General features: G+C 35.4%; 17 protein-coding genes and 1 other RNA gene. 16 read left to right on the forward strand and 2 right to left on the reverse strand.

What is annotated here, in order from left to right:
- The 7 genes from addA (at position 1) to ERK18_RS06080 (ending at position 9,911) form a co-directional block, all read left to right on the forward strand.
- Positions 1-3,645 (forward strand): helicase-exonuclease AddAB subunit AddA, encoded by a 3,645-nt coding sequence (gene addA / locus ERK18_RS06050; RefSeq protein ID WP_187154707.1) that lies wholly within the window; start codon positions 1-3, stop codon positions 3,643-3,645.
- A gap of 22 nt (positions 3,646-3,667) precedes the next feature.
- Positions 3,668-6,457 (forward strand): helicase C-terminal domain-containing protein, encoded by a 2,790-nt coding sequence (locus tag ERK18_RS06055; protein ID WP_187154708.1) that lies wholly within the window; start codon positions 3,668-3,670, stop codon positions 6,455-6,457.
- A complete protein-coding gene (locus tag ERK18_RS06060; RefSeq protein WP_109586282.1) occupies positions 6,444-6,926 on the forward strand; it encodes a hypothetical protein in 483 nt (160 codons plus the stop codon). The genes ERK18_RS06055 and ERK18_RS06060 overlap by 14 nt, the downstream gene beginning before the upstream one ends.
- 67 nt (positions 6,927-6,993) lie before the next feature.
- Positions 6,994-8,292 (forward strand): asparagine--tRNA ligase, encoded by a 1,299-nt coding sequence (asnS, locus tag ERK18_RS06065; protein ID WP_187154709.1) that lies wholly within the window; start codon positions 6,994-6,996, stop codon positions 8,290-8,292.
- Between the two features lie 74 nt (positions 8,293-8,366).
- Positions 8,367-9,008, forward strand: a complete 642-nt coding sequence (locus tag ERK18_RS06070) for a DnaD domain protein (protein WP_187154710.1) — start codon at positions 8,367-8,369, stop codon at positions 9,006-9,008.
- Positions 9,009-9,638 carry an endonuclease III gene (nth, locus tag ERK18_RS06075; RefSeq protein ID WP_187154711.1) on the forward strand — a complete coding sequence of 210 codons (630 nt, stop codon included), beginning with the start codon at positions 9,009-9,011 and terminating at the stop codon, positions 9,636-9,638.
- Positions 9,639-9,701: 63 nt separating this feature from the next.
- A complete protein-coding gene (locus ERK18_RS06080) occupies positions 9,702-9,911 on the forward strand; it encodes a DUF3923 family protein (RefSeq protein ID WP_187154712.1) in 210 nt (69 codons plus the stop codon).
- Positions 9,912-9,944: 33 nt separating this feature from the next.
- Here ERK18_RS06080 and ERK18_RS06085 read toward each other — a convergent pair whose 3' ends face one another.
- Both ERK18_RS06085 and recU read right to left on the reverse strand, forming a co-directional pair.
- Positions 9,945-12,311 (reverse strand): transglycosylase domain-containing protein, encoded by a 2,367-nt coding sequence (locus tag ERK18_RS06085; RefSeq protein ID WP_187154713.1) that lies wholly within the window; start codon positions 12,309-12,311, stop codon positions 9,945-9,947.
- Positions 12,301-12,933 carry a Holliday junction resolvase RecU gene (recU, locus tag ERK18_RS06090; RefSeq protein ID WP_187154767.1) on the reverse strand — a complete coding sequence of 211 codons (633 nt, stop codon included), beginning with the start codon at positions 12,931-12,933 and terminating at the stop codon, positions 12,301-12,303. Before recU ends, ERK18_RS06085 begins: the two co-directional genes overlap by 11 nt.
- Before the next feature lie 69 nt (positions 12,934-13,002).
- Between recU and ERK18_RS06095 the strand changes: the two genes are divergently transcribed.
- The 9 genes from ERK18_RS06095 (at position 13,003) to ERK18_RS06135 (ending at position 21,621) form a co-directional block, all read left to right on the forward strand.
- Positions 13,003-13,569: an SLOG family protein gene (locus tag ERK18_RS06095; RefSeq protein ID WP_187154714.1), complete on the forward strand. Its 567-nt coding sequence runs from the start codon at positions 13,003-13,005 to the stop codon at positions 13,567-13,569.
- Between the two features lie 91 nt (positions 13,570-13,660).
- A complete protein-coding gene (locus ERK18_RS06100; RefSeq protein ID WP_187154715.1) occupies positions 13,661-14,092 on the forward strand; it encodes a DivIVA domain-containing protein in 432 nt (143 codons plus the stop codon).
- A 26-nt stretch (positions 14,093-14,118) separates the two neighbouring features.
- Positions 14,119-14,489, forward strand: an RNA gene (gene rnpB, locus ERK18_RS06105) — RNase P RNA component class B.
- A 68-nt stretch (positions 14,490-14,557) separates the two neighbouring features.
- Complete coding sequence (locus tag ERK18_RS06110; protein WP_187154716.1) at positions 14,558-15,688, forward strand: THUMP domain-containing class I SAM-dependent RNA methyltransferase; 1,131 nt, start codon at positions 14,558-14,560, stop codon at positions 15,686-15,688.
- Positions 15,678-16,907, forward strand: a complete 1,230-nt coding sequence (locus ERK18_RS06115; protein ID WP_187154717.1) for a metallophosphoesterase — start codon at positions 15,678-15,680, stop codon at positions 16,905-16,907. Before ERK18_RS06110 ends, ERK18_RS06115 begins: the two co-directional genes overlap by 11 nt.
- A 604-nt stretch (positions 16,908-17,511) precedes the next feature.
- A complete protein-coding gene (locus ERK18_RS06120; protein ID WP_187154718.1) occupies positions 17,512-19,188 on the forward strand; it encodes a formate--tetrahydrofolate ligase in 1,677 nt (558 codons plus the stop codon).
- A gap of 8 nt (positions 19,189-19,196) precedes the next feature.
- Entirely contained in the window at positions 19,197-19,661 is a 465-nt protein-coding gene (gene lspA, locus ERK18_RS06125; RefSeq protein WP_187154719.1) for a signal peptidase II, read from the forward strand.
- Entirely contained in the window at positions 19,654-20,565 is a 912-nt protein-coding gene (locus ERK18_RS06130; RefSeq protein ID WP_187154720.1) for an RluA family pseudouridine synthase, read from the forward strand. Before lspA ends, ERK18_RS06130 begins: the two co-directional genes overlap by 8 nt.
- Positions 20,566-21,621, forward strand: coding sequence for a carbamoyl phosphate synthase small subunit (locus tag ERK18_RS06135; RefSeq protein WP_187154721.1), 1,056 nt, complete (start codon positions 20,566-20,568; stop codon positions 21,619-21,621). It begins immediately after the preceding gene.
- Positions 21,622-21,623: the final 2 nt, after the last annotated feature.

Genomic DNA, 21,623 nt, shown 5'->3' on the forward strand with positions numbered 1-21,623 from the left:
ATGGTTCAAGAAAAAGGAAAAACCTCATTTACAGCCGTTCAAGAAAAAGCTATTAATGATCATGGCCGCGACATACTAGTATCGGCTTCCGCAGGTAGTGGCAAAACCACCGTTCTTGTACAGCGCTTAATGAAAGAAATTCTTTCTGGTGTCAGTGTTGATCAACTGTTAGTAGTTACATTTACAAAAGCAGCTGCAACAGAAATGAAAAAACGGATTAAAGAAGTATTATCAAATGAAATGCAGAAGTCTTCAAAAAAATCATATCTGAGACAACAGTTAAATTTAATTGATTCTGCTAATATTTCTACGATTGATGCCTTTTGTTTGGATGTAATCCATCGTTTTTATTATGTAATCGACATTGATCCCAGTTTCAGTATACTAACTGACGATTCTCAAGCGGAATTAATGCGTGAAAGAGCATTAAAAGAAGTTGAAGGAGAATTTTTAGAGAAAAAAGAGAAGGACTTTATAGCTTTTTATGATAATTTTGCAGGTGACAGGGATGCTGCATCACCGCAAAATTTATTGTTAGACTTATATAATTACGCAATGGCTAAGCCTGATTATCGAGAATGGCTGCAAGGGCTGACCCAAAAATATCAAATGGAAGAAGTAATCAAATCTTCTTTGTGGCAGAAAGAAATTAAACCTTATTTAGTCAATCTTTTCCAAAATCTCGCTGATAAGTTAGAGCATTTTTGTCAAAGTGCGGTAATGGAAACTAAGGATCTGCACAAAGTAAAAGAAACTTTTGACCTGTTTGAAAAGTGTCTTAGCAGCTATTTGCATGATCTGGAAAATGATAGCCCATATGATGAGCAACGAGAAAAATTGCGTGCCAGTGTTTTCAAAAGCGGTATGCGCAGATCAAAAAATTGGGACGAAGATATTGTTGCTTTTTATGATGAGTGCTGTGATTTTAAAAAAGAAGCAAAGGAACAGATTTTAACTACTTTTGTTTCTTTTTATGCTACTGACGAAAAAGAGCAATTGTCTATGATGCAAAAAGGTCAGCAAATAATGGCTGCAATTGTGAAAGCAGAACTGGCACTGATTGACCGTTTTAATCAGTTAAAAAGAGCAGAAAACCTGCTTGATTTTAGTGACATGGAGCAATTAGCATACCAAATTCTCAGTCAAGACACTTCTGCATCCCAAATGGCACGAACTTTTTATCAAAATAAATTTAATGAGATTTTGGTCGACGAGTATCAGGACATCAACCCGCTACAAGAAAATATTTTGCAATTAATTAAAAAAGATGGTCAAAACAATCTTTTTATGGTTGGTGACGTTAAACAATCAATTTATGGCTTTAGGCAAGCTGAACCAAGTTTATTTTTGCACAAATATCAAGAAGCAACCCTTAAAGAAAATCAAGCAAAAGAAGAAAGAATTTTATTGTCGGACAATTTCCGTTCTTCTAAGCCAGTTATTTCTATTGTTAATCAAGTGTTTAAAAATATTTTGACGGATGATTTTGGAGGTATTGATTATAACAATGAGAGTCAGCTGACTTATGGTGCCAAATATTATCCTTCAAACCTTCCTGATGCGACTGAAATACTAATTCATGAAAAAAATAGTGACCAAACTAACCGTCAAGAAGATGATCCTGACGATATTGACTCAGCTGAAATTGCTATGGTTATTAACCGTATTAAAAAATTCTCAGAGGAAAATTTGTTAATTTATGACAAAAATTCGCAAAATAGCAGTCATTTAAGACCTTTTAAGTACAGTGATATTGTTATTTTAACCAGAAGTCGCAGCAATAATCTTGAAATTATGCAAGAGTTTGCCAAAAGTCATATTCCGATAATGGTTACCGATGCGAAAAATTATTTTCAAACTTTAGAATTAACTATAATCATGAACTACTTGAGGATCATTGACAATCCAGATCAGGACATTCCTCTTGTAGCTGTATTAAGGTCACCTCTTTTTAATTTTACAGAACCTGAACTCAGTACGATTAGAATTCATACGCAGAATGCCAGTTTTTACAACGCTTTAACTTCTTATGTTGCCGTGGGTGACGAACTTAGTCAAAAAGTAAAAGATTTTTTGAATCAGCTCGAAGAATTGCGTAAATTTGCTGCAACACATAGAATTTCAGAATTGATATGGAGCATCTATGAAAAAACCAGCCTGCTTGAAATTATGACTTCACTACCTAATGGCAAGCAGCGCAGAGTCAACTTAGAGGCTTTATATGAAAGAGCTGCTTCCTATGAAAGCGCTGGTTTTAAGGGTCTGTATCAATTTATTAATTTTATCGAGCGAATGAGACGTAGCCAAAAGGACCTGGCACAGCCACTTTTAACTAAAGAAGCCGGTAACTCCGTACTCTTAATGACTGTTCATAGTTCCAAGGGCCTGGAATTTCCGGTTGTTTTTTACTTAGGCTTGCAACACCAATTTCAAAAGCGGGATTTAAGCGGCAATTATATTATAAATTCTGGTTCTGTAGGTTTAACTATCAAACTAAAACCTTATCGTGCTGATACCCTTGTTAAGGCTATTGCAAATATATCCAAGAAGAGACAACTCTTAGAAGAAGAAGCGCGCATTTTATATGTGGGGATGACCCGAGCAAAGCAAAAGTTAATTTTGGTAGCTGATTTAAAAAATCTGCCTCGAACAATTGAAAATTGGCAAAATGAAGCTGATCAAAATGGACGTCTCACGTTGAGCAGTAAGCTTAACGCTTCAAATCCGATGAGTTTGATTGGTCCATCAATCAAATGGGACAAGCTTTTAAGCCAAAAAATTAATGATATAAATTCAGCGTTGGAAACAAGTCAGGAATTGCTTTATATCCAATATCAAGGCGAAAAAATTCATCTTCAAGAATATACTAGTCCAGAGGAGAACAAAACTGAGGACATTTCATCACTAGAAGGATATACAGAAAAACTGTTTAATTTTAGTTATCCTTTTCAAGATGCCAGTCAGACAACCGCATATCAATCAGTATCTGAAATTAAAAAAGCGTTTAACGATCCTCTTGATACCGAACTGGAAAATGCGCACCTAATTTCTTCAACTAATCGTTACTTGCAGCCTATAGATACTAAACCTGATTTTCTGTTTAAAACACGGTTTACAGGAGCGGAGATTGGTACTGCAATGCACCTGATCCTGCAATACTACGATTATCATGGATCGGGAGCTATCAACCAGGTTAAAGAAGAAGTGCAGGAACTAGTTGAGCAAAATAAACTTAATAACAATATTGTTTCCAGTTTAGATTTAGAAAAAATAAATTGGTTTGTTCATAGTGATTTTGCAAAGAAATTTTGGCAAAAACCAGAAAACTTGCACCGTGAAATTGAATTTTCGAGTCTGTTGCCAGCCGATAGTCTATTTGATAATTTCAGTGATGCAGACGCAAAAATTTTAATTCATGGTACAATAGACGGTTATTTTACTGAAAAAGATGGCATAATATTATTTGATTATAAAACTGATCATATTGATCAAACTCATTTGGAATTAGCTATCAAAAACATAAAGCAAAAATATTTAGGTCAGCTACGCCTTTATGAAAGAGCTCTTAATTCTTTTGCTGACAAAAAAGTTAAAGCTAAATACTTGGTTTTGTTAGATGCATGCAAAATAGTTGAATTAAATTAACAGAAAGGAGGGTAATTACAAAATGAAATCATTCGAGCATACCGTTTTTGCTGTAGTGGATTTAGAAACTACGGGAACACAACGGGAAGAAAATAATCATATCATTCAGTTCGGCTGCGCTATTATTAAGAATATGAAAGTTGTCAAGACTTACTCTTTTATGATTAATCCTCACCGCGAAATTCCGATAGCGGTGCAAAATTTAACCCATATACACAACAAAGATGTGGCTCAAGAAAAAGATTTTGCTTATTATGCACCCAAGATTGTCAAAATCTTGAAAGATACTGTCTTTGTAGCTCATAACGTTAATTTTGACTTGCCATTTTTAAATTTTGAATTAGTGCAGCACGGCTATGAACCACTAACTAATCGTGCAATAGATACGGTAGAGCTGGCAAAAATTGCATTTCCTACTGAACCGTCATACAAGTTAAGCGATTTGACAACTCGCCTGCAAATAAGACATTTAAACCCTCATAAAGCAGATTCTGATGCTTATGGCACTGCTGTTTTATTAATAAAAATAATTGAACGACTTGAAAATCTTCCTCAAGCTACTTTAAATACGCTAAGCTCTTTGGCTCACGGTTTAATACGTGACACTTCCTGGATTTTCACTACCATTGCTGATAACGCACGCAAGGAAAAAAGGCCGTTATCTTCACAATATCAGCAAGTACGACAAATAATTTTACGAAAACAAGAAAAACTTAATAATGTTGAACATCAACAGTCAAATGTTTTTCCAAAAAGTGACACGGACAAAAAGAAATTATTTAAAAATAAAATTAATTATCGCCAGCCTCAGGTAGACCTCATCAATCGAATTGAACAGTTTTTGAGTAACCCTAAACAGAAAACATTATTGATTGAAGCACCTAATGGTACTGGTAAAACCTTTTCTTACTTGTTTTCATATTCATATCGATTATACACAAACAGAAAATTGGTAATTGCCACTCCCACCAAAGTATTACAAAAGCAGATAATAGATCAGGAAATTCCCCAATTACTGAATGTAACCAAGTTGGATTTGAAAGCTGAGGAAGTAAAGGCCAGCAGCCATTACCTTGATTTAGATGGTTTTTACCAAAGTTTGTATCAGGGAACGCCTAATAAGTTAACTTTAGTGTTGCAAATGCGCATTCTGGTTTGGTTAACTGAAACGCGGACGGGTGATCTAGATGAATTGCAGCTGACTAATTATCGGGCTCCCTTATTTGCTCAAATTGCTCACCCTGGAGATGCTCGTGTTGGCAGTATTTTTGCTGAAGTTGATTTCTGGAATTTGGCCAGACAAAGGCAAGAGCAGGCTGACATTTTAGTCACAAATCATGCCTATTTGGCTAATCATTATAATGATACAATTTGGGGGCAGAATCCCTACCTCGTTATTGATGAAGCTCATCGTTTTGTTGACAATGTGATTACTTCCAGGAATGACTCGTTTCAATTTGAATCATTGTGGGGCCTTCTTAATCATCTGCGCAATTTGCTTTATTACGCTGATGACAGTATATTTAACCAGTATGGTAGTGACGTCCAGTTTAATTTTCTCTTAGAAAAGTTAGATCCAGCAATACTTGATCTGATCAAAGTTATTAATCATTTGCAGCGTTTGCTTTGTTCTAAGAAGAAGAAAGCAGTCAGCCAAAATAGCTTAGCCAATGGCAACTTGCTTCTCAGTTTCAGGGGCATGGATCTTTTTCCAAAGAATAGTCAATTTTTAACTAAACTAGCAGAATTGCAACGAAAATTAGAAAGCATCAGACAAAACACAAATCAAATCTTATTTAAGCTTTACAATGAAACTGACAGCTCGAATATTGATAGGGATGCTATTTTAAGTGAAGTTTCTGATCAAATCGATCAACTTGATGACTATATTACCAAAAGCTACCAATTATCGGATTTACTTCACAAGAAAGCCTATGTGGATGCGGAAGGGTTTATCATTACCTTGACTAATCCGCAAGATCCTTTAAGTGCCAACTTAAGTTGGTTAATGCTTGACGCAACGCCTGAACTTCATAAAATATATGATCGCTTTGACCATATATCATTTGTTAGTGCTACTTTAACCAGTGGAAAAGGGTTTGATTTTATCATTAAACTACTCGGCCTAACTGATTTAGCACCACAAAAGTATATAGGAACAAGCACATTTAAGTTGAGTAAACATCTTGAAGTATTGTCTGTGACTGACTTCCCCGATATTAACGATCCAAAATATGATAAAAGTCTAACCCAGATTTTGGAGAAAGATCTGATAAATAAAAAGCATGTTTTAGTTCTAATGACAAATCTTGAACAAATAAAAAATGTTTTTAGTGCTATTATAAATTCACCCAGTTTACGTGATTATGAAATTTTGGCACAAGGTGTCTCTGGTTCAAATAACCGGATTATTAAAAGATTTGCAATTGCCAAACAAGCACTTATTTTAGGAGCAGACAGTTTTTGGGAAGGAATTGATTTTCATGAATGTGGTGTTGATTTGGTAATAGCAACTAAATTGCCTTTTGAATCTCCTGATTTACCGGAAGTTAAGTTACGCCAAAGACAACTTGTTGACAGAGGTATAGATGTTTTCCACGCTGATACAATGCCACGAGCAATTATTCGCTTTAAGCAGGGGATGGGCAGGCTAATTCGTGGAGAACAGGACAGGGGGCAGTTCCTAATACTGGATTCAAGAATCTGGTCAAAAGATTACGGTTCTGTTTTTCTGGCTGCCGTTCCAGTTAAAGTCAAAAAAACATCTTTAAGTAATATACAGGAAAAGTTAACAAACTATGATACAAGATGATACAAAGCAAACATTTAAATTTTTAGCATGGGTATTTATAATTCTGATCTTTTTATACTTTGCCTTCATTGTTATTTTTTATAAAGCAGGTAATCCCGAACGTTCAGAAATCCGTGAGCTTAATAGAATAGCTGTCGAAAAAACACCTATCAAATATACGGAAAAAAATTATCATTTAAATCGTGGTGTTAATAGCTATGCACTTAAAGGCTTAACTAAGAACCATAGGACTTACTATTTTATCTATTTACCAGGTTCTAAAAAAGCATATCTTTATTCAGCCAGCAAAGGCGTAAATGAAGGGCTTATTCGAAATAAATATAGTGCAAAAGAACCTAACGAAAAAATTACGGAAGTGAATCTGGGCTGGTATAAAAATAAACCCGTGTGGGAAGTAAGCTCTAAAAATATAGTCGGTGAATATCATTATCAACTCTATAATTTTAAAGATGGAAAATTAGTAGGTTAAGTCGCTAAATTGATCAAACTTTGGTATCATTAATTTGATTACGATAAGGAAAGTGGAATAAAAGTTTATGACAGAATTAATTTCAATAGAAGATTGTCGCAAGCATGTTGACCAGGAAGTACGGATGCACGTTTGGTTGACTGACAAACGTTCAAGCGGCAAAATAGTGTTTTTACAATTACGTGATGGTACAGCCTTTTTTCAGGGAGTAGTTCGTAAAAATGCAGTTTCTGATGAAGTTTTTGAAATAGCAAAATCTTTGCATCAAGAGGCCAGTTTTTATATTCAGGGAACTGTACACCAAGACGAGCGCTCCCATTTTGGTTATGAAATTCAAATTTCCGATTTAAAGCTGATTACTAACAACGAAGGTTATCCCATCGGCAACAAAGAACATGGGATTGAATTTTTGCTTGACCACAGACATTTATGGCTTAGAAGTAAACGTCCTTTTGCAATTATGCGCATCAGAAATACTATTTTCAAAGCTACGGTTGACTTTTTTGAAAATGAAGGCTTTGTAAAATTTGATGCTCCTATCTTTATGCATTCTGCACCTGAAGGAACTACCGAATTATTTCATACGGAGTACTTTGGTGGAGATGCTTATCTATCACAATCCGGACAACTTTATGGTGAAGTTGGAGCAGAAGCATTCGGTAAAATTTTTACTTTCGGTCCAACTTTTAGAGCTGAAGAATCGAAAACCCGCCGTCATTTAACTGAATTTTGGATGATGGAGCCAGAAATGGCTTGGATGCATCAGGATGAATCTCTTGATTTGCAAGAACGTTTTTTGTCATATGTGACTGGTCAAGTTCTCAAGCATTGTCAATATGAATTAGAAATTTTAGGTCGTGATCCCCAAAAATTAGAGCCTGCAGCACAGGGTAACTATACACGCTTGTCATACGACGATGCAGTAAAGATTTTGCAAGACGATGGACGCGACTTCAAATGGGGTGATGATTTTGGTGCTCCTGACGAAGCTTTCATTTCTGAAAAATTTGATCGTCCATTTTTCATTGTTAATTACCCGACAACAATTAAACCATTTTACATGAAGAAAAATCCTGATAATCCTAAGGAATACCTATGTGCAGATGTTTTGGCACCAGAAGGTTATGGCGAAATCATGGGTGGTTCTGAACGCGAAAGTGATTATGAAACATTGCTCAAACAAATTCATGAGGCCGGCTTGAATGAGAATGATTACAGCTGGTATTTAGATTTGCGCAAATACGGCAGTGTACCTCATTCCGGCTTCGGTATGGGCTTTGAACGTGTTATTGCTTGGATCTGCAAATTAGATCACGTCCGTGAAGCTATTCCATTCCCGAGAATGATTAATCGTCTAGAACCTTAAATTAAAGTTAATAGTATAGTTAAAAGTTGAACTAAAAAATATTTAGTTCAACTTTTTTAAAGGGAGAGATTAATATGCGCTACAATGATTACCGCTTCATGGGTTTCACTACTTTATCAAACGGGTTACTTGCTTATTATCCACAACTTAATATTGACGATGCAGAAATGATGGTCATTATCCAATTGGAAATGTTTGCCCAAAAAAACAATTTTTTTCCTACCAATGAACAGATTGCGGCTAATACTAATTTTTCTGTTACAGAAATCACTGCTTTAATTCAAAAATTAATTGAAAAAAATTTAATTGTAATTGACCAGATAACTGACAAGAGCGGCATGATTGGAAACAAATATAATCTTAATGAGTTATATGATAAACTGGACCAACTGTTGGAAAATAAAATTTCTTCTGCCAATGAAAAAATGCCTGCTAAAAAGGCAGAAACGGCTGTTGATAACACCCCGTTAAATCAATTAGTAAGGCAGTTTGAAATTGAATTTGGTCGTTATTTAAGTCCAATAGAACGAGAAGAAATTTCTGCCTGGCTCAATGTAGATCACTACGATCCAGCTATTATTAAGTTGGCTTTGCGCGAAGCTGTCTTATCTCAAGCATATAGCCTAAAATACGTTGACCGTATTTTGCTGAATTGGCAAAGACATAACTTAAAAACAAGTAGTGAAGTTCAAAAGTTTTTGAGGAGGAACAGCTAAATGAAAGCAGAAAAATTACTTAGTAAAAATGAAGCCAGAAAAGTGTTAGAGTGTATCAACCGAATGTATCCTGATGCCAAAAGTGAATTAGTTTGGGACAATAATTTTCATTTGTTATGTGCTGTCTTAATGAGTGCTCAAACAACAGACAAGATGGTAAATCGAGTAATGCCAAAATTTATGAAAGATTATCCTAAACCTAAGAATTTGGCCATGGCAACAATTCCAGAAATAGAAAATCATATTTCCCAAATTGGGCTTTATCATTCAAAAGCTAAGCACTTAAAAGAAACTGCGGAAATTCTAGTTTCAAAATATGATGGTAAAATTCCAAAAGATAAAAATAAATTAATCTCTTTGCCGGGAGTCGGTGAGAAAACTGCTAATGTTGTTTTAGCAGAGGGATTTGGAATTCCTGCGATAGCAGTCGATACACATGTGTCACGAATTTCTAAACGATTTCATATAGTGCCTCAAAATGCCAAACCTCTTGAAGTAGAAAAAAGGTTAGAAGAAATCTTACCAAAAGACGAATGGATTCATACACATCACGCAATGATTTTATTTGGTCGCTATTCCATGACAGCGCGTGATAAAAATGATCCTTACAGTTATTTAATAGAAAAATAGTGTTTAAAAAATAAAAGTTTAGTATAATTTCTTTATCAAAATAATATTAAAGGAGACTATACTATGAGTGGTTGGCAAACGACTAATTTTATTTTAGCAATTTTATTTGTAGGTTTTGCTTTATTCTTATGGCTTCGTCCATATGATGGAACTGGTGTTCCTAATACTATGTATGTAAAATTGATTTCCTTAACTGTTTTAACAATATTTTTTGCCTTTATTTTTTTAATAGAATTCATTTTTTACCTTATCCTGAAAAACAATAAAAAATAAAAACGTCGAAAAATCTTTCGACGTTTTTATTAGTTAATGTTCATTATTTTCATTATTGGTTGAATTGTTGCTTTCTCCTCCAGGCTTGTTAGGTCTTTGCTCTTGATCAGAACTGGCACCTGAATCAGAATTGCCAGATTCATTATTTTGACCTGAATTTTGTGAATTATTTTCACTAATATTGTTTTTATTCTTGTCTTTTGCATTTTTCGCTTTTCTTTGATTTTTATCAGGTTGCCTAGTTGAACCATTTTGATTGTGACGAACAGAATATCTTCTCTGAGTATTAGTTGAAGATGAATCATGAGTGCTAGTTTTTTCATCATCTTCATCATAATCGCTGCTGTCATCAACAATACCAATAGGAGAATGGCCACGAACAAACAACTGCCATTCACCTGTAGATGATACCTCTGGTGGATTTGAGTTTTTAGCGATTTTAGCCCGAATCACAGAGTCAGGTTTTTGCCAATCAACGTTTTCTTTATTTCTCATTAAATAAGTCATCATGTTCTTATAAAAAAGCTGTGCAGATTGTTGACCAACACCAGAAATAGTACCATCTTTCAGATTATCATAGCCCGTCCAAACACCAATTGAATAGCTAGGGGTGTAACCCACAAACCAGGAGTCTTTAGGTGTTGCAGCGTATGCTGGGTATCGTGCCAAATCCTGTTCTGAATATTTAACAGAACCAGTTTTCCCCGCATGATATAAACCTCTAATCTGTGCGTTGGTTCCAGAGCCGTGTTTAATTACTCCTTTCAACATGTCTGTAATCATGTAGGCAGTAGCCTTGCTCATCACTCGAATGCCTTCAGAGTCATAATTTCTGGTAAGTCCATCAGGAGTTTCGATTTTAGAAACAAATTGAGGTTTATGATAGATTCCCATCGTAGCAAATGCACTAAAAGCACCAGCCATCTGCAGGCTTGACGCATTTACACCAATCGCCACTGACAAGCCTGAGTCCTCAGGAACATTGATATCCATTTTCCCAGCAAATTTTGTTGCTCGTTTAACACCAACTTTTTTCAAAGTTTTGACTGCGGGAACATTACGTGACTGTTCCAAAGCATGCCTCACAGTCATCATACCATCATATTTATTATCCCAGTCGTAGAGCTGGACATTCGTTCCTGGATAAACATACTTGCTATCATCTAACATTTTTGCTGTTGACCAATTGAGATATTCAATTGCCGGACCATAATCTAAAACTGGTTTTATCGAAGAGCCCGTTGATCGAGTGGTTTGTACTGCACGATCTAAACCCAATTGAACTGAAGAGGGCAGGTGCCTTCCACCAAGTATAGCTACTACGTGACCATTACTTGGATCAACCACGGATGCTCCTATTTGCATCTTGTCATTAGTAAAAGGAACCAGACCACTGTTAGCCAATTGATAAAGTTTCTTTTGAGCTTTTTGGTCCATATTAATGGTAATCTTTAAATTGTCACGAAAAGGATCAAAGCCTTTAGCTCTGACTTCGGCAATTGCTTCCTTTACATAGGGATCATTAATTTTGCGTAAGTTAGATTGCTTACGCTGATTATGAGGTTTTAAACCCTTTTTTATGCTTTCTTTCCTAGCTTCATCATACTGTTCCTGAGATATTTTTTTATTGTTTAACATTGCTTTTAGAACAATATTACGCCTATATTTTGCATATTTTGGGTAGGTATAAGGATTATATACGGTTGGTCTATTAGGCATTCCCGCAAGCATGGCTGTTTGCGCTAAGTCCAAATCTCCAATCTTTTTGCCATAGTAATAGTTAGCGGCAGTGCCAATTCCGGTATTACCATAATTCATATATACCTTATTGATATAAAATTCCAGAATTTCATTATGGCTGTACTCTCTTTGAACTCTCATAGCCAGCCATGCTTCCTGAGCCTTTCTGCGTAATGTTCTTTGGGAAGCAGCAGTCGAAAATTTTGTCAGTTTAACTAATTGCTGGGTAATTGTAGAACCACCTGCAGAAATGTTTTTGCTTTTAGCATTAGTTAACATTGAACCTGCAATTCGAATAGGATCAATTCCCAGCTTGTCTCTGTAGAAACGCTTGTCTTCAACTGATACAATAGCATCTTTTAGCAGTTGCAAATCCTTGCTGTCCTTGACGTATAATCTTTTTTCGGTACCAAGGGACATGATAAATTTGCCATTTGTGTTGTATAACCCTGACGATCCGCCACTTTCAAGATCAGCTCGACTAATGTTTGGAGCATCTTTAGCATAATAGGCAAACAAACCTACACCAGCTACTGAAATTAAAAAAACACCTAAAAATGTCCACTTAAGTATTTTACGCCACAATGGTTTAGGCAAACTTTGCCGGTAATCCTTACGTGATTCACGTCCATTATTTGAGTTTAAATTTTTATTTATCATCGTGTATTTTCCTATCCGAGATAAAAGAATCTATGGCTTTCAGGTATGGTAGATTAGGTTGAAAGCCACTCTTAATCTCTATTGACCAATCTTCGACTTCTTTTAACGTTAATGAACTTTTATCTTTAGTCCACCAAGCTTTTATTATTGCACTTGCCGGAGTTACAAAATAGCGGTTTAAGCTTGTAAATCTTATTATTGTAAAGCATATTCCTTTTTGTTTCAAGCATTCTGCCAAGTGAATTATTTGATGCTCATGAAAATTTTTTAAAGGAAAATTGGTTTTATTTTTGGTCTCTTTTGCTTCAAAGTCCAGGTAATAACCTTTATAAACCCCATTATAATCCGTAGTGGATTCTTGGCGAAAATAGGCCTCTTTTATTACTGCACGTGACCTTTTAGGGTAGTCTACCTTAACGATTTGAACTGGCGTTGGCTTTTTATGCACCACTGCGATTTCTTTTGTACGATAATATTTATTAGATTCATTAATCATCTGCTCAAGGTTCATCCCCCGGTCAGAAAAATTAATATTTTTGTGTCTTCTTTTTTGGTGCTTGGCTTGAGAAGTATAATTTGATTTGCGAAAAGTGGCAGAACTGCCTGTTGGATATTTGACCATAAATATCACTCCTGCTAGCATTATAGCAATAAAGAAAAAGTTTTTGAACAAGGAGCTATCTGTTTCATTATGCAAAGATTGTGGGTAACTGGATACCGTAATTATGAGCTTAATACATTTGGAGACAAAGACCCCAAGATAAAAATTATTAAAATGGTTCTAAAAAAACATATGATAAGCCTAATAGAAAATAACCAACTTGACTGGGTAATAACTGGAGCTAATTTGGGTGTAGAGCAGTGGGCAAGTGAGGTCGCAATCGACTTGCGACAAAAATATTCTTTAAGGGTTTCTATCATTGTTCCTTATGAGGAATTTGCCAGCAGATGGAATGAAAGTAATCAGGAAAAGTATCTCTCTTTAAAACAGCAAGTTGATTTTTTTGCTTCCACTTCAAAAGAAACTTACCAAAATCCTGTTCAACTGCGCAATTATCAAAACTTCATGCTTATGCATACAGATAGAGCCCTGATGATCTATGACCCAGAAAATCCTGGAAAGCCCAAGTTTGATTATAATTTAATCAAAAAATACCAAGAAACGACAGAATATTCATTAGAATTAATTGATTTTTATGATCTGCAGGATGAAGCAGAAGAATTTCAGGAAAATCAAGATGACGAATATCAAGAATAAGATAACTTTGTTTTAAAATTAACATTTTAGTTTTAAGCCAGTCCAGTTTTTGCTAGAATAAAAGTGATATAAAAAGGAGTTGTATATTATCATGGCAGATTTAAATGATATTCAACTATCCACTCAGGATATTTTAAAAAAACAATTTAGAACAAAGGTTAAAGGTTTGGATCCACATGAGGTTGATGTTTTTTTAGACAAAGTAATTGCTGATTACGATACGTTTGAACAAATTATTGAAGACCTTTATGGTCAAATTGGCAAGCTGCAGGGAGAGTTGATGGACGATCAACATAAAGAAGAATCTATTCAAGCGCAAAAGACTAAAAGAGTAAGTCCTGTAGCTACACAGGAAACAGTGCGGACATATACACCGACTCAAGAACGTTCTACTCAGAGTTTTAATCCAATAAATGGGTCAGCTGAAAGCTCAACTAATATGGCTATCATTCAACGCATTTCGACCCTCGAACGCAAGGTATATAATTTGGAGCAACGAGTTTATGGGTTACAAAAAGAGTAAGCTTTGATATAATTTTAAATGGTGCAAATTTTGAGCAGTCGCGGTTTGACCTGGAAAAAGGTCAGGCTGAGGAAAGTCCACGCACGCACGAGCTGCGATGCTTGTAGTGTTCGTATTTAGCTCAATAAGCTAAAGGATTTTAAATTACGGCGAAAAAAGTGCTAAATCATTATTATGACATGCATGAATATTCTGAAAAGTGCCACAGTGACGTAGCAGAGGTGGAAACGCTTCTGGTGGAACGAGGTAAACCCTGCGAGCGTGCAACCCAAACTTGGTGGGGGCGTTTCAATCTAAGGAAATGAACTAAAGATTGGATTGCTAATATATAGCAAAGATAGATGGCTGCTGAAGGTATTTATGCCACAAATACCCGAACAGAACGTGGCTTACAGAAATTTGCATTGGCAGCGTTGAGCTTTTCAAAGGGCTCAACGCTTTTTTTAAAGAAAAGAAAGAATTAAGATGGGAAAATATCAACTATATACAACTATGGGCGTAGGATTTGAAAGCGTTGTTGCCAAAGAATTGCAGGCAATGGGCTATCAAACACGCACTGAAAACGGCAGAGTTTTTTTTGAAGGCGAGCAAAAAGATATTGTCAAAACTAATCTGTGGTTAAGAACCGCGGACCGAGTTAAAATTTTACTGAAAGAATTTAAAGCAACAGATTTTGATACTCTTTTTAACCAAGTGTATGAGATTGACTGGGCAGAGTTACTACCTATTGACGCTAAATTTCCTGTTAAAGGGAGATCAGTCAGGTCTAAATTGCACTCTGAACCGGGCATCCAATCAATTGTGAAAAAGGCGATTGTAAATAAAATGTCAGACCAATATCATCGTCGTGGCTTTTTGCCAGAGAATGGTAATGAATATCCTCTTGACATTCATATCAATAAAGATGTTGCCAGAATTTCATTGGATACTACTGGAGACAGCTTGTTCAAAAGGGGCTACCGTATTGAACACGGTGGGGCGCCATTAAAAGAAAACTTTGCAGCAGGACTTTTAAAATTAACTCCATATGACGGCACTCATCCTCTTATAGATCCAATGACAGGTTCTGGTACTCTTGCTATTGAAGCTGCATTAATAGGTAAAAACATCGCTCCTGGCAGTTGGCGCAAATTTGCTTTTGATGGCTTTGATTGGTTTGACAGTTCTATTCATCAGGAATTGCTCGCAGAAGCTAAAAGTGAAATCAAACCACTTGAACAACCTATATGGGCAAGTGACATTGATCAGTCTATTCTTGAAATTGCAAAATTAAATGCCAATAATGCTGGTGTATTGCAAGATATTTATTTTAAGCAAGTTGCAGTAAAGGATTTTGCTACAGATTTGGAAAATGGAGTCATAATTGCCAACCCACCTTATGGAAAAAGATTAAAGGACCGCAAATCAGCAGAAGATCTTTATCAACAAATGGGAGAAACGCTTTTAAAATACGATAGTTTCAGTCAATATTATTTAGTTGGAGATCCAAAGTTTGAAGAATTTTTTGGTAAAAAGGCAACTAAAAAGCGGAAATTGTTCAACGGTAATTTAAGAGTTGACTTTTACCAATACTGGACTAAGAAAAATGATTACTGAGAAATCAAATACAGAATTTTGGGTTATTACGGACACACACTTAATTGCTGATAGCTTGCATGATGATGGTCAGGCATTTCGGCATATTCAGAATACTAGTCAGGGTAAAGATTTGGCTTATCAAGAAACAGCCTTACGTGCGTTTGTTGACTTTGCCAATAAAAAGAAACCCGCCGCAATAATTGTCACTGGAGATGTAACTTTTAACGGGGAGTTAGTTTCAGCACAAAAATTTGCTGCAATATTTTCTCGTTTAAAAGCAACAAAATTACTGGTCATACCTGGTAATCATGATATTTATGATGGATGGGCCCGGGCTTTTAAAGGTCCAAATCAACTATATGCTCAACAAATAAGTCCAAAAAGTTGGCAGGAAATATTTAAAAATTCATATGACTGCGCACTGAGCATTGATCCTGATTCATTAGCATACAGCGTTCAACTAAATCAACATTATCTTTTAATACTGCTAGATTCTAATATTTACGGTAAGCAGGAGTCTAATGGTGCACCGACGACCGAAGGACAAATAAATGAAGAAGAAATCATCTGGTTAAAAAAGCAGTTGGAAAATGCCAAAAGAAACCATCTAAGGCCCCTTTTATTTATGCATCATAATCTATATATTCATAATCAGGCCGTAAATCGTGGCTTTGTCCTGAATAATGCTCAACTCTTATGCCGCTTATGTCAGGACTTCAATATTAAACTTGCTTTTTCCGGTCATATACACGCTCAAAACATAGTTGGACCAATAGGAAAAACACCTGCAATAGAAATAGTAACCTCTAGTTTTTGCTCATATGACCAGGGATACGGTGTAATCAAGGTAAGTCCAGACCATATTAAATATCAGCGTCATACATTTAATATGAAACCATTTTTGACTAAAAGAGAGCTAAAAGATCAAAATTTATGCCATTTTCACCATTATTTGAAGGAAATTCAGATTAAAAATTTAAAGGTGAATTCCAACAAGAAAGATCATTTGCAGAGCAAACAATCTGAGTTCTTGCAAAAGGTAAATCATTTGTTTATAGAAATGAATTATCAATATTTTACTGGACATAATCATATCGAAAAAGAGCAATTGAAAAAGTTATATTCTTCTCCTGAATTTAAAATTTTGCTCAAACAAAGACCGCGTTTTAGCAATTATATGAAAACTTTATTCGATACGACTGGTCACAGCAACCTTGAAGCAGAAATTTGGTATTGAAAAGGAGCATTTATGAGAAAGAAGCATTTCATTATTCTAGGTCGCAGTGGATTAATTTATTTTAGCTGGGTATTAATTGTGCTCTTCTTATGTCTTATTTTCTTATATGAGAGTACAAAAGTTTTCAATTGGCCGGCTTTAATTTTCGCCTTACTTTTTTTGATACTGTTAGTTCATACTTACTTTAATTCATATTGGACCAATCAACTATTTAAGTTACCATTTCGTGCTAAAGCAAAATTGACTTCTGAACCAGCAATTATTATAGACTGGCATTTTTTTAAAATTTACAAAATCAAAATTGCAGAATTTGGTCAGTATTACTTATTAAGATTTGAAAAATAAAAAAGGCCAATACCTGAAAATGATATGACCCAAAAAACCTGGCAGTCATACCTAGAGGTGGCCTTTTTTGATGTTCCTGAAGAATAAATTTAACATAATTCTTAATTTATGGCTGACAATGCATAAAAATCGATCAATGTTTGTTATAATGACAATTGATTAACTAAAAGGTGGGACCTAAATTCTAATATGAAAAGGATATTATTTAAAATGAAAAGTTAGACTTTAAAATTTAAGAATATAGAAAGAGGCATGCGCAATGAAATCAGATATTCAAATCGCACAAGAAGCTCACGCATTACCCATTAAAGAAATAGCCGCTAAGGTAGGCTTAAGTGAAACCGACATTGAACCATACGGCAATGACAAGGCTAAAATTAACTGGCAGGCAATAAAGCGTATAATGGCTAAGAAGCACCTTGGTAAACTTATATTGGTTACTTCTATTTCACCTACTCCAGCTGGAGAGGGTAAGTCAACTATGACAATAGGTTTAGGTGATGCCATAAACAATCAATTACATCAGAAAACCATGATTGCTTTGAGAGAACCGTCAATGGGGCCAGTTTTTGGCTTAAAGGGCGGAGCAACTGGAGGAGGTCAGGCACAGGTAATTCCGATGGAGGACATTAATCTCCATTTTACTGGAGATATGCATGCTTTAACCGCCGCAATTGATACTTTAGCAGCATTAGTAGACAATTATATCTATCAGGGAAATGAACTTAAATTAGATCCGGATAGAATCCTTTTAAAGCGCGGAATTGATGTAAACGATCGCAGTTTAAGAAATATTACCGTTGGTCAAGGCTCAAAGTTTAATGGTGTTGAACATAAGTCTAGTTTCGCCATTACTGTTGCCAACGAATTAATGGCAATCCTCTGCTTGTCGACTGATATCGATGACTTGAAAAAGAGAATTGGATTAATGCTCGTTGGCTATACTATTGATGACCAGCCTGTTTTCGTTGAGGATCTTGGGTTTGAAGGTGCAATTGCGGCTCTTCTTTCCAATGCCTTAAAACCTAACCTTGTTCAAACAATCGAACATACGCCAGCTTTGGTTCATGGTGGACCATTTGCCAATATTGCTCACGGAGCCAATACAGTAATGGCAACAAATTTGGCCTTACACCTAAGTGATTATGTATTGACTGAAGCCGGATTTGGTAGTGACCTTGGTGGTCAAAAATTCATGGACTTTGTTTCTGAACATCTTGATAAAAAGCCAGATGCCAGTGTTGTTGTTGCTACAGTGAGAGCCTTGAAATATCAGGCAGAAGGGACTACTGATAACTTAAGTAAAGAAAATCTGTCTGCTTTACGCGACGGTTTTGGCAATCTTAAGAGACATATGAATAATATGCGCAATTATGGTATTCCTGTTATTGTTTTGATTAATCATTTTGCAACAGACACTGAAAATGAACTTAATCTTTTACAAAAGCTGATCAAAGAACAAGGAATTGACTCTGTTGTGGTAGATTATCATGAACAGGGATCAAAAGGTGGGGTAGAAGCAGCTAAAGCAGTTCTTGACTTAGCAAATTCTCAAAGTGGTCACCTTATTCCTACTTACAAAAAAGATGATGACGTTAAAACTAAAATTGCTAAAGTTGCACAAAAAATATATCATGCCGCTCAAGTAGAATACAGTGAAAAAGCGGAAAAAGATATTCGTGAACTGGAAAAAATGGGCAAGGATAAGTTGCCGGTAATTATCGCCAAGACACAATATTCATTCACTGATAATCAAAAATTATTAGGTGCTCCAACTGATTTTACTTTACACGTTAAAGGCGCTAGTTTGAAAAATGGGGCTGGCTTCATTGTCATAACTACCGGACATGTTTTAGACATGCCTGGGTTACCTAAGCATCCCGCTGCATTAGATATTGATGTTGACAACAACGGCAAAATAAGTGGTCTTTTTTAAGAATAACAATGCAATTTTTATATTTACTTATTTCATTATTAGTAGTGATCTCCGATCAATCTTTAAAATCTTTTATTGCCGGTAATTATAGGCTGGGTGAATCACACCAAGTTCTTTCCCATATTTTTTCGTTTACCTACGTGCAAAATGAAGGTGCAGCTTGGAATATTCTTCCTGGTCAGATGGGACTTTTCTATCTAATAAGCATTATTGCTATCATAGTCTGTTTATATTATCTGTTTATTAAAAAATTCCATAGCAAGCTTTTCAGTACAGGAGTCTCATTAGTTCTTGGGGGAATAATAGGTAATTTAATTGACAGGATTCATCTAAAGTACGTCATTGATATGATCCAAGTCGATTTTATTCAGTTCAATATTTTTAACATTGCCGATTCTGCAATAACAGTAGGGATAATATTAGTTTTTATTTATCTTCTGTTTTTTGATGAAAGCGAAAAAAATAATGCCTGATAAATACCAATTCGTAATTCAGGAGGAAAAAGGTAGAATCGATAAAGTGCTTGCAACTAAAATTCCATCCTTATCGCGCTCAAGGATCCAAGAATTAGTGCAAGATAAAAATATTTTAGTCAATAGCAGAGCAGTTAAAACTTCTTATAAGGTACAAAAAAATGATTTAATTTCAGTTAATGTACCGAAATTAAAACCTTTGGCAGTAATTCCAGAAGATATACCGCTTGATATTATTTATGAAGATCAAGATGTAATAGTTGTTAACAAACCTCAAGGTATGGTAGTTCATCCGGCTGCTGGACATCCAGATCACACTCTTGTCAATGCTTTGCTGTTTCATACAAAAAATTTAGCCGAAAGTCCTGAAGGCTTTCGGCCGGGAATTGTGCATCGAATTGATAAAGACACATCTGGTTTATTGATGGTGGCCAAAAACGCTTTTGCGCGTGAAAGCTTAGAGACACAATTAGCACAAAAAACAAATAAAAGACTTTATTTAGCAATAGTCCACGGGAATTTTTCTGAAAAATCTGGAACAATAGAAGCTCCGATTGGTCGAGATCATTATAATCGTAAAAAAATGGCTGTAGTCGAAAACGGTAAAGATGCAGTCACTCATTTTACTGTTCTAGAACAGTTTCCAAAATATAGTTTAATAAAATGTCAGCTTGAAACAGGGCGTACACATCAAATTAGGGTGCACCTTGCGTATATTGGACATCCGGTTGCAGGGGATCCATTGTACGGGCCACATCATACCTTAAATGGTAATGGTCAGTTTTTGCATGCTCAGGTTTTGGGATTTGAACAACCACATTCAGGCAAATGGCTGGAATTTGAAGTGCAACCTCCACAAATTTTCCTGCAACAATTGGCTGACTTAAGAGAAAAAAGTGATTAAATGAAAAGATATTTAATTCTGGAAAATGGTCAATCATTTTCGGGAGAGGGATTGGGAGCTTCAATAATTTCTACAGGTGAATTAGCTATTCAAACTGGTAATTTTGGTTATCAGGAAGCTTTAACTGATCCAACAAACACAGGTAAAATTTTAGTTTTTACTGCTCCTATGATCGGTGGCAATGGCATTAACGCAATAGATTATGAAAGTATTAATCCAACTGTAAAAGGAATTATTGCCAATGATGTAGCTCAAAATATTTCAGATAGTGAAAACTTTCAAGATTTAGCTTCTTTTTTAAAGGAAAAAAACATACCGGCTATTTATAACGTTGACACCAGGGCTCTAGTTCATCTTTTAAATAAAGAGAAAACCATAAAAGCCTCAATCATGGACACAAATGACGAACATGCTTTTGATCAAATCAAAGCTTTAGTTTTGCCTAAAAACAAGTCTGTCACTGTTTCAACCAAAAATGCATATGCGGTACCTAACGTCGGTAAAACTGTGGCTATTATCGATCTGGGATTAAAGCATTCTATGCTTAGAGAATTATCTTTACGAAAAGTAAACGCTACTGTTTTACCTTATAACGTGTCAGTACCTGATATTAAAAATTTGCGACCGCAAGGAATTATTATTTCTGGTGGTCCAGGAAAAGTAGACGAACTCAAAGAGAATCTTAATCCTATTCTGGCAGCTTTTTATAGAAAAATTCCTCTTTGGGGAATTGGTCTGGGCTTTTTAGCCTTAAGTGAATTTCTTAATTTTGAATTAGTTGCTTTACCTCAATCATATAATGGCATTAATTATCCAATTATTGACCAAAATACGAATGTGATTTGGCAAGTGGCGATGAATATAGATCAATTAGTGTTGCCAAACAGCGTTCAATTTGAAATGGAAAAAGAATTATACGATCTCCACAGTGAGTTATTAGCTGGTTACAGTAATAAAGCCAATAAGGTAATTGGTACAGCTTTTAATGCTGAAGGTGCTCCTGGAAGTCTTGATGCTCTTCCTATTTTTGATAGTTTTGTAAAGATGATGGTGTAAAA

This window comes from Lactobacillus kimbladii, assembly GCF_014323605.1.
Lineage (GTDB): Bacteria > Bacillota > Bacilli > Lactobacillales > Lactobacillaceae > Lactobacillus > Lactobacillus kimbladii_B.

Coding starts and splice junctions, on each gene's coding strand:
- recU (WP_187154767.1), bottom strand. CDS start 12,933: ATGGTCAAATATCCAACAGGCAGTTCTGCCACTTTTCGCAAATCAAAT.
- ERK18_RS06130 (WP_187154720.1), top strand. CDS start 19,654: ATGCCTGATAAATACCAATTCGTAATTCAGGAGGAAAAAGGTAGAATC.
- ERK18_RS06070 (WP_187154710.1), top strand. CDS start 8,367: ATGCGCTACAATGATTACCGCTTCATGGGTTTCACTACTTTATCAAAC.
- ERK18_RS06135 (WP_187154721.1), top strand. CDS start 20,566: ATGAAAAGATATTTAATTCTGGAAAATGGTCAATCATTTTCGGGAGAG.
- ERK18_RS06085 (WP_187154713.1), bottom strand. CDS start 12,311: ATGATAAATAAAAATTTAAACTCAAATAATGGACGTGAATCACGTAAG.
- ERK18_RS06080 (WP_187154712.1), top strand. CDS start 9,702: ATGAGTGGTTGGCAAACGACTAATTTTATTTTAGCAATTTTATTTGTA.
- ERK18_RS06120 (WP_187154718.1), top strand. CDS start 17,512: ATGAAATCAGATATTCAAATCGCACAAGAAGCTCACGCATTACCCATT.
- nth (WP_187154711.1), top strand. CDS start 9,009: ATGAAAGCAGAAAAATTACTTAGTAAAAATGAAGCCAGAAAAGTGTTA.
- ERK18_RS06110 (WP_187154716.1), top strand. CDS start 14,558: ATGGGAAAATATCAACTATATACAACTATGGGCGTAGGATTTGAAAGC.
- ERK18_RS06095 (WP_187154714.1), top strand. CDS start 13,003: ATGCAAAGATTGTGGGTAACTGGATACCGTAATTATGAGCTTAATACA.
- lspA (WP_187154719.1), top strand. CDS start 19,197: ATGCAATTTTTATATTTACTTATTTCATTATTAGTAGTGATCTCCGAT.
- ERK18_RS06115 (WP_187154717.1), top strand. CDS start 15,678: ATGATTACTGAGAAATCAAATACAGAATTTTGGGTTATTACGGACACA.
- ERK18_RS06100 (WP_187154715.1), top strand. CDS start 13,661: ATGGCAGATTTAAATGATATTCAACTATCCACTCAGGATATTTTAAAA.
- asnS (WP_187154709.1), top strand. CDS start 6,994: ATGACAGAATTAATTTCAATAGAAGATTGTCGCAAGCATGTTGACCAG.
- ERK18_RS06055 (WP_187154708.1), top strand. CDS start 3,668: ATGAAATCATTCGAGCATACCGTTTTTGCTGTAGTGGATTTAGAAACT.
- ERK18_RS06060 (WP_109586282.1), top strand. CDS start 6,444: ATGATACAAGATGATACAAAGCAAACATTTAAATTTTTAGCATGGGTA.
- addA (WP_187154707.1), top strand. CDS start 1: ATGGTTCAAGAAAAAGGAAAAACCTCATTTACAGCCGTTCAAGAAAAA.